12 protein-coding genes and 1 pseudogene are annotated in these 14,300 nt (G+C 67.9%); 8 read left to right on the top strand and 5 right to left on the bottom strand.

The window, feature by feature from the left end:
• Window positions 1–96: 96 nt before the first annotated feature.
• Window positions 97–609: a 2,4'-dihydroxyacetophenone dioxygenase family protein gene (locus ACH34W_RS09015; protein ID WP_395960288.1), complete on the bottom strand. Its 513-nt coding sequence runs from the start codon at window positions 607–609 to the stop codon at window positions 97–99.
• Window positions 610–739: 130 nt separating this feature from the next.
• On the opposite strand from ACH34W_RS09015, the gene ACH34W_RS09010 reads away from it, so the two are divergent.
• The 3 genes and pseudogenes from ACH34W_RS09010 to ACH34W_RS09000 all read left to right on the top strand — a co-directional run.
• Window positions 740–1,831 carry a helix-turn-helix domain-containing protein gene (locus tag ACH34W_RS09010; RefSeq protein ID WP_395960287.1) on the top strand — a complete coding sequence of 364 codons (1,092 nt, stop codon included), beginning with the start codon at window positions 740–742 and terminating at the stop codon, window positions 1,829–1,831.
• Window positions 1,832–1,973: 142 nt separating this feature from the next.
• A complete protein-coding gene (locus tag ACH34W_RS09005) occupies window positions 1,974–3,356 on the top strand; it encodes a protein kinase (RefSeq protein ID WP_395960286.1) in 1,383 nt (460 codons plus the stop codon).
• Window positions 3,357–3,477: 121 nt separating this feature from the next.
• Window positions 3,478–3,612 (top strand): annotated as a pseudogene (locus tag ACH34W_RS09000) (transposase); the annotation flags it as partial.
• A gap of 305 nt (window positions 3,613–3,917) precedes the next feature.
• Here ACH34W_RS09000 and ACH34W_RS08995 read toward each other — a convergent pair.
• On the bottom strand, window positions 3,918–4,703 hold the full coding sequence (locus tag ACH34W_RS08995) for an expansin EXLX1 family cellulose-binding protein (RefSeq protein ID WP_395960285.1): 786 nt from the start codon (window positions 4,701–4,703) through the stop codon (window positions 3,918–3,920).
• Window positions 4,704–5,386: 683 nt separating this feature from the next.
• Here ACH34W_RS08995 and ACH34W_RS08990 point away from each other — a divergent pair.
• The 5 genes from ACH34W_RS08990 to ACH34W_RS08970 all read left to right on the top strand — a co-directional run bounded on the left by ACH34W_RS08990 (window position 5,387) and on the right by ACH34W_RS08970 (window position 11,047).
• Window positions 5,387–6,211: an SAM-dependent methyltransferase gene (locus ACH34W_RS08990; RefSeq protein WP_395960284.1), complete on the top strand. Its 825-nt coding sequence runs from the start codon at window positions 5,387–5,389 to the stop codon at window positions 6,209–6,211.
• An 898-nt stretch (window positions 6,212–7,109) separates the two neighbouring features.
• Window positions 7,110–8,153 (top strand): glycoside hydrolase family 6 protein, encoded by a 1,044-nt coding sequence (locus tag ACH34W_RS08985; RefSeq protein ID WP_395960283.1) that lies wholly within the window; start codon window positions 7,110–7,112, stop codon window positions 8,151–8,153.
• A 254-nt stretch (window positions 8,154–8,407) separates the two neighbouring features.
• A complete protein-coding gene (locus tag ACH34W_RS08980) occupies window positions 8,408–8,917 on the top strand; it encodes a hypothetical protein (RefSeq protein ID WP_395960282.1) in 510 nt (169 codons plus the stop codon).
• A 525-nt stretch (window positions 8,918–9,442) separates the two neighbouring features.
• The gene (locus ACH34W_RS08975) at window positions 9,443–10,039 is read left to right on the top strand and encodes a hypothetical protein (RefSeq protein ID WP_395960281.1); all 597 of its coding nucleotides are present in this window, start codon (window positions 9,443–9,445) and stop codon (window positions 10,037–10,039) included.
• Window positions 10,040–10,372: 333 nt separating this feature from the next.
• Window positions 10,373–11,047: an SUKH-4 family immunity protein gene (locus ACH34W_RS08970; RefSeq protein WP_395960280.1), complete on the top strand. Its 675-nt coding sequence runs from the start codon at window positions 10,373–10,375 to the stop codon at window positions 11,045–11,047.
• Between the two features lie 250 nt (window positions 11,048–11,297).
• Here the strand turns inward: ACH34W_RS08970 and ACH34W_RS08965 are convergent, their stop codons facing one another.
• The 3 genes from ACH34W_RS08965 to ACH34W_RS08955 form a co-directional block, all read right to left on the bottom strand.
• Entirely contained in the window at window positions 11,298–11,453 is a 156-nt protein-coding gene (locus ACH34W_RS08965; protein WP_395960279.1) for a hypothetical protein, read from the bottom strand.
• A 352-nt stretch (window positions 11,454–11,805) separates the two neighbouring features.
• The gene (locus ACH34W_RS08960; RefSeq protein ID WP_395960278.1) at window positions 11,806–12,882 is read right to left on the bottom strand and encodes a phosphopantetheine-binding protein; all 1,077 of its coding nucleotides are present in this window, start codon (window positions 12,880–12,882) and stop codon (window positions 11,806–11,808) included.
• 353 nt (window positions 12,883–13,235) lie between these two features.
• Window positions 13,236–14,255 (bottom strand): ArsR/SmtB family transcription factor, encoded by a 1,020-nt coding sequence (locus ACH34W_RS08955; RefSeq protein WP_395960277.1) that lies wholly within the window; start codon window positions 14,253–14,255, stop codon window positions 13,236–13,238.
• Between the last annotated feature and the right edge of the window lie 45 nt (window positions 14,256–14,300).

The following is a 14,300-nucleotide window of genomic DNA, read 5'->3' as shown; positions in this document are numbered from 1 at the left end:
CGCGGCCCGTCGCCAGCAGCCCGTCGATGTCCTGGGCGTTCTCCACCTCGACGTGCCGCCGGACGAGGTCCATGCGGCGGGCGGCCAGGGTCGCCGTCACAGGTAGAGCCTTTCGTTGATCTTGATGCCGTGCTTCTCGCAGTGGGACTCGTAGTGGTCGATGAACCAGAACACGTCGACCACCTCGGTGACGCGATCCTCGTCGTCCAGGAACTCCAGCGGCCCGTTGAGCCAGAAGAACGTCTTCATGCCGTTCTCGGAGTAGAGGGTGTGGGTGCGTCCGGGGCTCTCGCGGACGAAGTCGCCCGCGCGTCCCACCCAGTCGTACTCCAGGTAGCGCCAGCTGCCCTCCAGGACGTAGCCGGAGACGGGGCCGCGGTGGCGGTGCCGTCCGAGCATGCCGCCGGCCTGCACCCACAGCACGTTGGCGGCGCTGCTGCTGCGCACGTCGAAGGTCAGATGCTTGATGAACACGTTGGGGACGAACGGCACCCACGGGGTGCTGTCATCGCTGATGTAGCCCTCCTCGAGGGCGTACTTGTCGCGCATCCGGTCGATCCGCGCCTCGTTGGCCACGGTCTGTGCCATGAGCTCTTCGGCGGTGGTCATATCCGCTCACCTCTTCCGTTTCAGGCCTCTTCGACGCTACGGCCGGGCCCGTGGCCAGGGGTTGACTGCCGCTGCACCGGTAATCGACCCTGAGCGCACCCGGTCACGGATCCGCAGCGAGGTGGCCACCATGACCCTTACCTTCTCCACCGCGACGATCGATGAACGCGAGCAGCTGGAGTACTGGCGCGAGGTCGTCTGCGCCACCTTCGTGCCGTTCGACCTGGAGACGCCGGAGCGGCGCGTCGTGGGCTTCCAGGGCGAGGTGTCGGCCGAGGCGCTGGACGGCATGTGGGTCGCGAAGGTCGTCTCCGAGGCGCATGCGGTGGACCGGCCGCCGCTGCTGGTCCGCCGGAGTTTCGAGGACGACTACCTGGTGAACCTGGCCGTCCGAGGCCGCATCACCGTGGCCCAGGACGGGCGTGAGGCGCTGCTGCGGCCGGGCGACCTCGCCGTCTACGACAGCGCCCGCCCCGCCCGCCCCTGCCGGATCGCCGGTCTCGACCCGTTCGAGCTGCTCGTGCTGAAGGTGCCCCGGACGCTGTTCGAGGCGCGCTGCCCCCTGCCCCGGAACGCGACGGCGACGCCGGTACGCGGCGATCACGGCGCGGGCGCGCTGCTGTCGACGTTCTTCCGCTCGCTGACCGTCCAGGTGCCCGGCCTGTCGCCGGACGTGCTGTCGCGGCTCGGCGGCATCTTGCTGGACCTGGTCGCCGCCGCGCTGGCCGAACGGCTCGACACCGGGCTCGACCTGCCGCGAGCGGCACATCTTGTCCGCGCCCGCCGTTACATCATCGACAACATCGCCGACCCGGACCTGTCGCCCGCCATGGTGGCCAATGCCCTCGGGGTGTCGGTCCGCTACCTGCACATGCTGTTCCGGGACGAGAACACCTCACCGTTCCGCTGGATTCTGGAGCAGCGTCTCGACCGGGCTGCGGGGCTGCTCGCCGATCCGCGCCAGGCCGGGCGGAGCGTGGCGAACATCGCGTTCACTGTCGGCTTCAAGGATGCTTCGCATTTCACCCGGACGTTCAAGAACCGTTACGGGCTGCGCCCCCGCGACTACCGTGCTGCTCCTGCCCGCCGAAATACGCTGAACGCAACTCGACCCGGCCGGGGCGGCGACAACGCGGCGAACCGCGACTCCCTCCAGACGATCCGTGGCGAAAAAGATGAGGAGCCACCCAAAAACACAATCCATGCGTCCCGCAGTCGCTAAATCGTGCGTCTCCCTGGAAATGACGCCGTGGCAAACCAAGGCCACTTACTGACTTATCTTCAGTTGTGGTTAAGACTGATGATCGCGCCGTACGGAACGGGCCGTATGGAAGGGTGAGCCGACCAGTCGAAGGAGGGCGTGCGTGAGCGAACGAGACCGCGGCGTGCCCGCAGGGGTACGGCCGCTGGGCCCCAAGGATCCCCGGAAGATCGGGCGCTATCGCCTGCTCGGCCGCCTGGGCGCGGGCGGAATGGGCGTCGTGTACCTCGGCCGGGGCTCCGGCGGGCGGCTCGTCGCCGTCAAGACCCTCACCCCCGGGCAGGAAGACGACACCGACGCGCGGCGGCGGTTCCGCGCGGAGGGGCTGTACGCGCAGCGGATCGCCTCGTTCTGCACCGCACGCGTGATCGAGGACGCCAGCGACCGCGACCGTCCCTACCTCGTCACCGAGTACGTCGCGGGCCCGCCGCTGTTGGAGGTCGTCCAGCGGGGCGGGCCCATGCCGCAGCGCAGCGTCGAGGCGATGGCCATCGGCGTCGCCGCCGCCCTGGTCGCCATCCACCAGGCCGGGCTGGTGCACCGCGATCTCAAACCCGCCAACGTCCTGCTGGCCCGGATGGGCCCCCGCGTCATCGACTTCGGTCTCGCCTCCGAAATGGACGTGGTCGGCGGCCCGACCAAGACCGGCATGGTGATGGGCAGTCCCGGCTGGATCGCGCCGGAGCGGCTGGCGGGCGGCCCGGCCACCCCTGCCAGCGACGTCTTCGGCTGGGGCTGCCTGGTCGCGTACGCGGCGACCGGACGGCACCCGTTCGGCGGCCGCGACGCCGCCGTGCTCACCGAGCGGATCATGAGCATGCCGCCGGAGCCGAACGGCCTGCCCGAGCCGCTGGGCGGGCTGGTGTCGGCCGCCCTGGCCAAGGAGCCCGCCGTGCGGCCGCGCGCCGTCGACCTGCTGAACACGCTGCTGGCCGCGCGGGCCGCCGCCGGTGACGACGGCATGGCGGCCGCCGCGGCGATCGCCGAACTGTGGGACCCGCCGCCCGAGCCGGACGGTGTTCCGGGCGGTGAGCCGCGCCGTCTGCCGCGCTTCCGCCCCGCGCTCGCCGCCATTGGCTCCACGGTGGCGGCCGTCCTGCTCATCGCCGTCGTCGGCGCCACCGAACTCGGCTCCGGCACCAAGGAGCCGCCCAGTTCGGATCGGCTGATCGTCAACGGTCCGTCCGGCGGCACGGCCCCATCGTCCCCGGCCTCCGGCTGGTCCACTGCCGAGACCGCCGGGGCACCTTCCTCCACCACGCCCAGCGCCAACAGGACCGGGCCACCGGACGGGCGATCTCCGCGGGTCGCCCCCAGCGCGTCACCGGGCGTCCCGGGCACGCCAACCGCCAGCCCTACGCCGACCGAGTCCGCAGAGCAACTGCCTCCAGGCCAGAAAAAGACACCCCCAGGCCATACCAAGAAACCGAAGAAAAAGGACCGAGGAGAAGAGGAAACCGCCCCGGAGCCCTACGCCGTCCAGTGACGGGAGTGGTGGCTCTCAGGAACTGTTCATCTCTTTGTGGTGCGAGACGGAGGCAGTTGCGTGCTGCCGGTGGTCGGGCGCCTGGCCATGTCGCCGACGTCCGCCTGGCTGCGCGGCCGGCTGGTTCGCGTTCCTGCGCGGCCTGGTCGCCCGTGGCCTGACCGGCGTTCAGCTGGTCATCTCCGATGGGCACCGTGGGCTGGTGGAGGCGATCGGATCCAGCCTGCCGGGCGCGGCGTGGCAGCGGTGCCCGACCCTGCGCTTGCCGAAAATCACGTCCATCCAAGTGAGAGCCTTATAGGAAGACGCAGGCAGAGGCGTTGTGGGGATGAACGATCTGGTGTGGGCGCAAGTGGTCCCGCTGCTGCCAGTGCCTGCCTCGCCGAGAGCTTTCCCAGCACTGCTCTCCTTCGAGCAGTGGTCGGGCGACACCGCGCCCGGCCGAAGCAAGGGTGGTGGTGACAGTGCCCTCCGCTTCCACCAACCGGCAGATCCTCGGCCGCCCGGTCCCTTGGCAGGGACCGGGCTCGGTTCAGTGCCGGGCAGGGACCGGGCTCGGGTTCAGTGCCGGGCGAACTGGGCCTTGGTCCGCTGGACGAGGTTGGCCTTGAGCTTGATGCCGCGGACGGTGAGTCGTTGGCCGTAGATGTCGGTGATGCGGATCGGTCCGCCGCATCCGGCGCCCTTAGCCGAGAGGAAGTAGTTGTAGTCGGTGCGGGACAGCTTTCTCCAGCGACCGGCGACGCGGACTTGGAGGAGGGCGACCGGATTGCGGTGGTCGATCACCTGGATGCCGCACCACCATCGGGTGGATCCGGTCTTGTAGCGGACGGCGATCTTGGCTGAGGTCTTCGGGCTGAGGAGCTTCCAGGTGATGGGGATGCGGCCGAGCCTGGGAGCGGCGAGTTTGGCGAAGGCCTGCGGGCTGAGGTCGAGCTGGCCCGGCGCGCAGGGGAGGGGGCATTCGTTGGTGATGCGGACGGTGATGGAGCGGCCGTTGGCTGCGCGGACGCGGATGTAGGCTCCGCAGGCCTTGGCCCTCTCGTAGTCGGTGTGGTTCATTGCCGCGATCATGACGGTCTTGCTCGGGCCGAACAGGCAGGCGCCGTTGCCGTCTCCGGCGTCGTAGAAGGTGGCGACTCCGCGATAGGCGACGCCGGGTTTGATCCGTCCCGCCAGCGGCGCCCTGTCGGCCGCGGCCCGAGCACCCGCCGCGGACAGGGGCGCTGCGGCAGTGGTCCGGGTCGCGGGGACCGTCATGACCAGGGAGGCCAGAACGACCACGACGACCGAGGCCGCCAGTGCGGCCAGCCTCAACGTGAATCTGTGTTGCTTTGTGATCTTCATTTCCACCCTGGATCGTGTGAACTGGCGCTTGTCCCTCTACTGTCTCTGCGGGCACGTGAAAGGTTGCCGTCGCGATCGGGTCTTGCGGCTCACCCGCCTCACGGCGCCCATCGGTCTGGTGCCGGGGGCATGCTTTCCGCAACGAATGCTCTGGCCACCCCGAACCGGCCGGTGCGCTCATCGACGTCCAGCAGGAGCACCACGGACCGCCCGCGCCCGCCCGTCGGTGCGCCGTCTGGAGACGGCCCTGCCACACCGCGAACGGCGCTCGCCGCGCCGGCCGGCGTGGCACTCACGCGACCGGACGACGGCGAAGCGATACGGCCCGCCGACGGCGGCGCCGGGCCGCGGTTGGTCGCGGACGCTACGATCACGGACGTTGACCAGGCTCGACGCTCTAGGAACCCCCTGCTCGACCACCCCCCAACACAGGCCGTAACCGGCTGGCAGCGCCATGATCAGGTTGGAATCATTCCATTGCACTGAAGGGCTGAGCGTGAGCACCGCCGGCATTGATCCGGAAGTCCGCACAGCGCTGGAACTAGACGAGGTGACCATGGCCTACGGCCCCCGCTCGCGCTCGAGGTCCACGGCTCTGCGATTCTGAGGGGTTGGAAAGAGTGCGTCATATACGATTGGGCCATTGATGTGCCTTTGGTTTTGGTCGTTCAAAGGGGATTTGTATGGCCGAGGAAGAGTGGGCGCCGAGTGGTATCGACATCACCACGCCCAGTGTGGCCCGGGTCTACGACTTCTTCCTCGGAGGCAAGGACAACTTCGCGGTCGACCGGCAGGTTGCGGAGATGGTTCTGACGGTGGCTCCGGATGCTCCGGAGGCCGGCAAGGCCAACCGGGAGTTCCTCGGACGGGTGGTGCGCTACCTGGTAGAGGAGGCCGGTATCCGGCAGTTCATCGACATCGGCTCCGGCTTGCCTACTGCGGGGAACGTCCACGAGATCGCCCAGGCCTCCGCTCCCGGGGCCAAGGTCGTCTACGTCGACAACGACCCGATCGTGTTGGTGCACGGGCGGGCACTGCTGGCCGCCGACGATTCCACCACCGTCATCCAGGCGGATCTGCGCAATCCGGAGGAGATCCTCGCCCACCCGGTGGTCGGGGAGCTCATCGACTTTGAGCAACCCGTCGGGCTGCTGCTGTTCGCGATCCTGCACCACCTTCGCGACGACGAAGAGCCCAGCGGCATCGCGGCCCGACTCATCCAGGCACTCCCGGCAGGAAGCCACGTGGTCATCTCGCACTTCCACAATCCCGGTGCCGAACGGCCGGAGGTCGCCGCGCAGGCCACCGCCGCCGAGAAGATCTTCAACGAGACGCTGGGCACCGGCCGCTGGCGGACCCGCGCCGAGATCCTTGCTTTCTTCGGCGACCTGGAACTGGTCGAGCCGGGCCTGGTACCACTACCGGAATGGCGCCCCGGGCCCGACGACCACGCCGAGCCGGGCATCACCTACTACACCTTCGTGGGTGCGGTCGGGCGAAAGAACTGATCTCCCGCGGGGCAGCGATCCGCCGGTTCACCTGCACTCCGGCGGCCGGTCCCTGCGTCGGCCGCAGCGCACCAGCGACGACGGCCTCGATGTCGACGGAGCGTCTAGTACTACACGCTTGGAGGGCGGCGATCGTCGCGCCGCGTCCACCGCGCCCTGGCAGCCGGAGTTCTTGAAGGGAGGCATGCCTTCCACCAGCACGCGGCGGCGCTGGAGCGAATCGTCGTGGTCGCTCGGATACCGGCAGAACGTCCACAACCAACAGCCACGCGAGGCGACCAAAGGCAGGATCCCTCCGCAAACGGGACCTGAGACGACTTGGCGAGGCGGCGTCCGGCGAGTTTGCCAGGCTCGCACGACCTCCCAGTCACCGAGCCCCCCATGGTCGGGGCCCGGTCAGGATGTCCGCCGGATAGTCCATCGCCACTGGAGGCACAGCTGCCGGAAACTGCACGGACGTGATCGCAACACGCGGCTCACCGGGCGATCACGCGGACCTGCCGGTGGACCCGCAGCACTGATCGCTTTGGGCCTGCCCCCGCTTCGGCTTGGGTGCAGGTCCGCCGGTGGTCAGGCAGTCCGCGCCCCGGAGTAACACCGCACAACAGCGGCTCGCAACGGCGGCACCGCGCAACCAGCACGCGTCCCCCGATTGGGCGGGAATGGAAGCGTGAAAGGGCTCTTGACCCGGGTTGAAGTGCGTGGATACCGTCGCGGAGACCGCCTGGAGAAAGTGCATTTAACACGCCCGCTTCCGTATGCTCCGCTGAAATATGACCAAAGGAGCCCGGGACGGCAACCTTTTGGTCGCGGTCCGGCGACTCAATGCCGGGGCCGCCATCCGAAGGGACAAAAGGACGCCGGCCATCGCGCCCCTGGCAAGGATCAGCCCCCCGCCATGACACCGGACAACGAAGGAACCCCCGTGCTGCCCGCTCTCCGCAGAAGGAACATCACCGCCGTCGCCGTGCTCACCGCGTCGACGGCCGCGCTGACCGGTGCCTACTTCACCGGGCAGCTACCGCAGGCCGCCACCAAGGTCGGCGCCGTCTCCTACGCCGCACCCGCGGCCAAGGCGATCGATGCGGCCAACCTGTATGTCGACCCGACGTCCAATCCCGCTCGCTGGGTCGCCGCCAACCCCGGTGACTCGCGGGCCGCACGTATCAAGACGGCCATCGCCGACCAGCCGATCGCCAAATGGTTCGGCAACTGGGACAGCGACGTCACCGCAGCGGTGTCCAGCTACGTCGGCAGGGCGCAGCAGACCGGCGCCATGCCGATGCTGGTGGCCTACAACGTCCCCGGCCGTGACTGCGGCAGCCACTCCGGCGGCGGCGCGGGCAGCCCGGAGGCCTACCGCACCTGGATCGGGCAGTTCGCCACTGCCATCGGCAGCCGTCAGGCGATCGTCGTGGTGGAACCCGACGCGGTCGCCCAACTCGACTGCCTACCGAACGACACCGAGCAGCAGACCCGACTCGACCTGCTGAAATACGGTGTGCAGCAACTCAAGGAGAAGGCCCCGAACGCCTGGGTCTACCTGGACGCCGCCAACGCCAAATGGATTCCCGCGGGCACCATGGCCCAGCGCCTGCAGGCCGCCGGGATCGCGAACGCACGCGGCTTCTCGGTCAACGTGTCGAACTACTACACCACCGCGGAGTCGGTCATCTACGCCAAGGCCGTCAACGCCGGGCTCCCCAGCGGCAAGACCTTCGTCGTCGACACCAGCCGCAACGGCAACGGCTCCAACGGCGAATGGTGCAACCCGGCCGGACGCAAACTCGGCACTCCACCACGCGAGGGAACCGACGCCGAGCTGGAACTGTGGGTGAAGGTCCCCGGCGACTCCGACGGCGACTGCGGGATCGGTGCCGGGATCCCCGCCGGCCAGTTCAGCCCCAACCTGGCCATCCGCCTCATCGACGGCACCCGATAGGGCGGTTCAGGGCCTGACCTGCGGTTTCGTGGTCGGAGCACCTGCTGGCTGCGCTGTCGCGGTTGCTGCCCCGGTCATCATGGAAGAGCCTCTTGGTGACGCCGGCGACGTTGCTGAGCCGTCGCCTGCCTACCCGCGCACACGTCCCGGTTGTCCCTTGACCCGGAAGGACATCCGGGATGCGGTACTGCGGTTGGCTCGTGAGAACCCGAGTTGGGGCTATCAGCAGTGAACTCGCCGGGGTCGGTGTGCGAGTGCCGCCCAGCACCGTGCGCGACATCCTCAAACGCGTTGGCCTCGATCCCGCTCTACGACGAAACAGCCCCACCTGGGCGCAGTTCCTGAAGGCGCAGGCCGAAGGGATCATCGCCTGTGATCTGTTCCACGTCGCCACGGTGTTGTTCAAGCGGGTCTACGTGTTCTTCATCGCGCACGCTACTCGGGTTGTGCACGTTGCAGGGGTCACGACGAATCCGACGGGTGCGTGGGTTGCTCAGCAGGCCCGGAATCTGGGCGAGCGGGGCGAACAGGTGCGGTTCCGACGCGAATGCACCGACCGGCTCCTGATCTACAACGAACGTCATCTACGCCGGGTGCTCACCGCCTACGAGGGCCATCACAACACCCACCGCCCGCACCGGGCACGAGATCGGCGGCCACCCCAACCGTCGCTGCGGTCGGCCCCCGCCGACCTGCGTCACGTCCAACTCAAACGTCGGCGAGCCGTTGACGGCATGATCAGCGAGTACCGGAACGCCGCATAACCGTACGGGAGGAACCGCAGGTCAGAGCCTCGGGACCGAGTTTCCGCACCCCACAGGACAGAGCAAAGATCGCGTCCCTCAACCGCCGTCATCGAAGCGAATCTTCGGCCGGTAACCTGCGGGCTCCTACCTTGCGGCTGGGGCCGATCCATCGCACTCGTGGCCTTCGGAGTCCGACAACCCGCAGTGGCTGACCCATCCGCGATGTAGCCGACCATTGATGTCGGTGAACACGTACGGAGTGAAGGTCGCAGCGTCGAGGCCATGGCAGGCGTCTTGTACGACGGAGTGGCGACCGGTGGTTCCGTGACCGGTCGGCTGCGGCGAGGTATCGGTGTTTGGTGGGTATTCCTTCGCAGTGCTGTGCCCGGTCGCAGGGTTCGTTGCCGAGTCTGGTCGACGACCGGTCGAGGTAGCCGTCGGGGTTGTCGTTGCTGCTTCGGGCGGTCTCGTGCAACTCGCTTAGCATGATCTATTGGGTGTTCTGCATGAAGTTGCAGGAGAGGTGTATCCCCCGGGGAGGGAATGATGCTGTTCAGGCGGGAGGTCCTTGAGGGGATCGCGGGCGGGCGGATCGACCGGGTGTTCCGGGTGTGGGCCCAGCCCCGGGTCCGCGCGGGGAGTACCCAGCGCACCTGGGCGGGGATTGTTGTCATCGACTCGGTCACGGCCGTCACTCCCGAGGAGATCACCGAGGAGGACGCTCTGCGTTCGGGCTTCACAAGCCGCGCGGCGCTGCTCACCGCTCTGTCCAAGAGCACCAAGGAGGGCGGTTACCACCGCGTCATGCTCCATCTGGGCGGACCCGATCCTCGCTCGGAGTTGGCCGGGAACGCCGACCTGACCGACCAGGAATTGGCCGATCTCAAAACCGCCCTGGACACCGTCGACATGCGCAGCCGCCGCGCCCCCTGGACCCGCGAGGTCTTGCGCCTTATCGAGGAACACCCCGGCCTGCGCGCTCTGGACCTGGCCGAACAACTGGGCCGCGACAAACTTCCTTTCAAGGCCGACGTCCGCCGCCTCAAAGCCCTCGGCCTCACCGAAGCCCTAGAGACCGGCTACCGCCTCTCCCCGCGAGGCAAGGCCCTCATGGACTACCTCCGGTCCACGACCGAATGATCTATCCCGGGTGCTGCTTCAGCCCTAACATCGTCTCTTGCACGGTGCGGGAACTTCACATGTCCCGATCGCGCCCCACCAGCGGTTCGTCGAGATGGCACAGGCCAGGCCCCGTCGACAGGGACCGCCTCGGATCTCTGACCCTGTCGGCTCCCGACGGCCGGGGCGCTCGATGCGATCTTGAGTCCCATCCGGACGCGTCGATGGAATGTGTTCTGCTACCGCGAGATCAGGAGATTCCTTGTGGCGCGGTGTCTCAGCCACGCCATGGCCGAAAGCCGCCCGCGGCATGCCCAGCTGGCCGCTACGATCCTCCCACTCGTTGGAGGTGTAGTGGGAAGTCTGCACGACCAGATGCTGGCCGTCAGTGAAGCGTCGCTTTCCTCCCTGATCCAGCCGCCGGTCCAAGTCCGGGCCGGTTCGGTCACCGATCAGTGGCTCTTGCCCGAGTCGGATCGCTTGGCTCTGCAGACCTGGGGGCTACCGGAGGGGCCTTTGCTGCGCCCGACGCCCCAAGCCGAGCCTCAGCCCACGCTTGCACCCAACATTGCCGGTGACCTGGAACGCCGGCTTCCTTCCGCGGACCAAAGGCTGTATCTGCTCGGCGTCTATGGCGCCTACTTCGATCCCAGCACTGCGATCCGAGTTGGAGCGGTCGCCGGCACCGGGCAGGTCATGGGCATACGCGAACGACCGGTGACCACAGCCGACATTCACGAGCAACTCCGTCCGTATCACCCGGGTCTTTACCACCCGGCTGTCTGCTACTTCAACAGTTCGGTGGCTGCCTTCGTGGAGGTAGCTTGGCGTTGGCGGGCAGCGGTCGAAGTGATCCGCGCACACCCCGGGCCGCCCCCCACGGCGCCTCTCGAAGAACACGAACAGCACGCCGCCGAACTTGAACGATCTTGCGCGGACTTCCTCGCCCGCATGACGGTGCTTGACCCCACGCTCGGCGACAGCGAGGCCGGCTCATTGTGGGTGGAAACCATTACCGACGACCTTTGACGCCTGCTGGCGGGTACTTAAACGCTCATGCCGCGTGGCGGAGGTGTTCCTGCCCGAGCCGCAGTAGTCCGCTGCGATCATCCGTGCCATGGATATCGCTGACCCTGTGCGGTAATCGGGGCCGACAGTAGCCCAAATTTCCTGCCTACAACGGCGGAGGTTCTGTTCCCTTCCTCCTCGTCTTCCATAGCCCAGATTTCATCGAGGCCCATCGCAGGGTGCGTACGCGAAGCCTCGGCTGGCTGATCCTTCATGCTTCCTTCAGGACCCTCGGCCCCGGATCGATGGCGGCGGAGCCGGTGAAGCAGTCGCCCACCCTGAGCGCGGAGAAGGCCGCTTTGCCACTGGTGACGATCTGTCCGGACCCGTCACGGTCGGGATCGAGCGGAAAGACCACGACGACCACGATCCCCGTCTGCGAGATGGTGAAGGCTTGAACCGCGCTGGGAGTTCGGTGATGTGTGGGCCGGTGGCCAGGTGGAGCCAGGGCTCGTGCAACCGGCCGCAGCGCGGTGCTATACCGGCCTTCCAGCCGGCTGCCCCGCGCAAGGAGCCCCTTGATCTCTTGGATGGGCCGACGCGAGGCGGCCGGTCGCCACCACCTCCACGACCAGCGCGGGCTGGGGGGAGTTCCTGCGGTTCGAGCCTCGGTTTCCCCAAGCTCAGCACGAATCTCGAGGCGGTGGACTGACCGCGGGATGCCTTGATGCCGGGCCGGCGTCACTGGGCCGATATATCCGCCTTCGCTGAGGCCTGGTTCAGGTCAGCGGGTCCGCCGGGCCCATTCCGCTGCCGTTCGCCCGCAGCACCGCAACGTCGTCCGCGAGTTGTCGCAGCGTCCGGTCGTACCGTCGGTAGAGCCAGGACGGCTCCATCACGAGGCCGTGCCGGTGGCGGAGGTAGCGGGCGAGTTGAATGATGCTCAGGGACTCGAATCCGAGCTCCCCGAGGGTCCGGTCCGCATGCGGTTCGATTTCAGGCGCGCCGCCTATTTCATCGACGCCTTCGAGGAACCACGCGAGTTCTTCGGCGGAGTCCTGCACAGCGGCGGCGTTGTGGTCCGGTCGCTGGTCGGAGTCACCGTCCAGGACGCTTCTCGCGGCGGACGCGAAATCAAGCAGAGCGGTTCGAATGCCAACTCGCTCCCGTCCGCAGATCGCCAGATATTCAACGCTGTCGTCGGTGGCACCGACCGGTCTGGTGGCGATGGCAAGCATCGCGGTGTGGAGGAGAACCAGTCCCTCCTCCACACGTTTTGCTGGTTCGAGCATGGATTGCGGCCCTTCGAGGGCGACCGAGGTGGCGGCGAGACGCACGGCGTTGATGAGCGGCTTGGTCTCATTGAGGCGAGTCGCTGCCCACTCGCGGTCCTCTTCTGCCCACCGCCTTCGCAACTCGGCGAACAAGGATCCAAGTTCGTCCCGCGCCTCCGCGCCCGCGTTAAGCAGGGCGCCGTAGGTGTCGCGCCTCAGTTGGCGTCGCCATTGGTCCTGTTGGCCCGCTGCCTGGATGGAGGCTTGCTGGCGCCCAGACCAGGCTGCGACAAAGGCAGCTGCCGTAGCGCCAAGCGACCCCACGGCCGTCCCGATGACCGCAACCCACGCCGGGTTCATGGTTTCAGCGTAGGTAGTTCCGCAAGCAACCGCTCGCCTTTCTTGCGCAGCGCCGCCCGCACACCTCACCCCGATCAGCGCGATCACGCCGAGCGTCGCACCCAGCAGGACGACGTCCAGGACCGCCATCATCACGATCGCCGCCACGAAGGCGACCGCGGAGACCACCGCCTGTGTGCTGACCGCCCGCAGCAGCGTGATGTCCGAGGTGACCCGGGACATCAGATCGCCTGGCGGGATCCGCTCCCACTCCGCGATCCGCAGCTGCAGCAGCCGCCCGACAAGGGTGCGCCGCGCGGCCAGGACCCGTGGAGCAGTGCGTTCCCGATTTGCTCCCGATCGTGGGTGTGACGCGGTCGGAAATACAAGATCCCCAGGTCGGGCGCATCGAACATGATGCGGGCACCGATCCCGTCCATGAACTCGCGCGGTGTCACTCCGCGCACCGGCGTCGACCCAGGCGTGGTCGGCGGCAACGGCCTGAGGCCGTCCGGCATCCGATGACATCACGCCACTACCTTCAGCACACGGGCCTGCAGGCGAGGACGCCTGGCAGGTTGGAGCTCACGCATGAATCAGCGCATCGGGATGGGCGTTCGGGCGGGAAGCCCTCCGTTGAGGAGGGCGGTTCCCAGCGGGGTGAGCTGGTGGACGACGTGACGACCGCTGCGGATGCTGATGATGAGCCCCGCGTCGCGGAGCACGGTGGTGTGCTTGCTGGCGGTCGCCGGCGAGGTGGCGGTCAGGCGGGCGATCTCACCGGTGACGTACTGCCGTTTGGCGAGAATCTCCAGGATGGCGGCGCGGGTGTGGCCGAGCAGGGCTCCCAGGTTCTGGTCACTGAGGGCGCCGGGGATGCGGGCAGTCAGCCACCCGGCCGGGCCGCCCACCGGGTAAACGAGTATCGGTGGCAGCGCCGGATCGGCAAGAGAGATCGGCACGCGCCAGCAGAACATCGACGGCGCCAGCAACAGACCTCGCCCGTTCAAACGAAGGTCGCGGTCCACCGGATAGTTGGCCTCCAGGACGGGTGGTCGCCAGCGCATGGTCTCGAAGCCGTCGAGCAGCCGCTCAGCGCCGTGGCTCGATAACGCGTGGGCACGTGTCGCCTGGTCGGCACGGACGTGTGCCTGAACGCGATCCCAGTGCGGACTGAGCGCGACGGTGTGAAAGATGCGAAGCGCATCGGTCAGATCACGCAGTTTCTCGGTGTCGCCGGCAGCCAGCGCGGCGAAATCCGGTGGCACCGGGCCGGATTCCGCCAGCCTGGCCAGCTCGTTCCTGAGCCGGCGGCGGGGCGTTGCCGCCACGGCATCGATCCCCGGCTCCAGGCCCAGGCCCGACTCGGGCGGGGTAAGGAAATCCGGTACGTAGCCGGTCGGTGGCATCAGCGGGGCCAGCAGACGCACGGCATGCAGGAGCCGCTCGTCTCGTTGGATCTGGGCGCGGACCTGGCGCCGCCAGGCGGTGAGATCTAAGCCCCCCGTCGAGGTGCGCAGCTTCTGCAGGGCGAGCATCGTCTCCCATAGTGGGTCCGCGGCGGCGGTGATGCGGATGCGCAGCAGATCATCAGGTGTGAAATGGATTCGCAGCACGATTCCCCGTTGATCGTCATTGATCGCGAACCGGCGGCCCACCCC

The sequence above is a fragment of the Actinomadura sp. 6N118 genome (genome assembly GCF_044326415.1).
Classification (GTDB): Bacteria; Actinomycetota; Actinomycetes; order Streptosporangiales; family Streptosporangiaceae; genus Spirillospora.
This window is presented reverse-complemented; position numbering and strand designations above follow the sequence as displayed.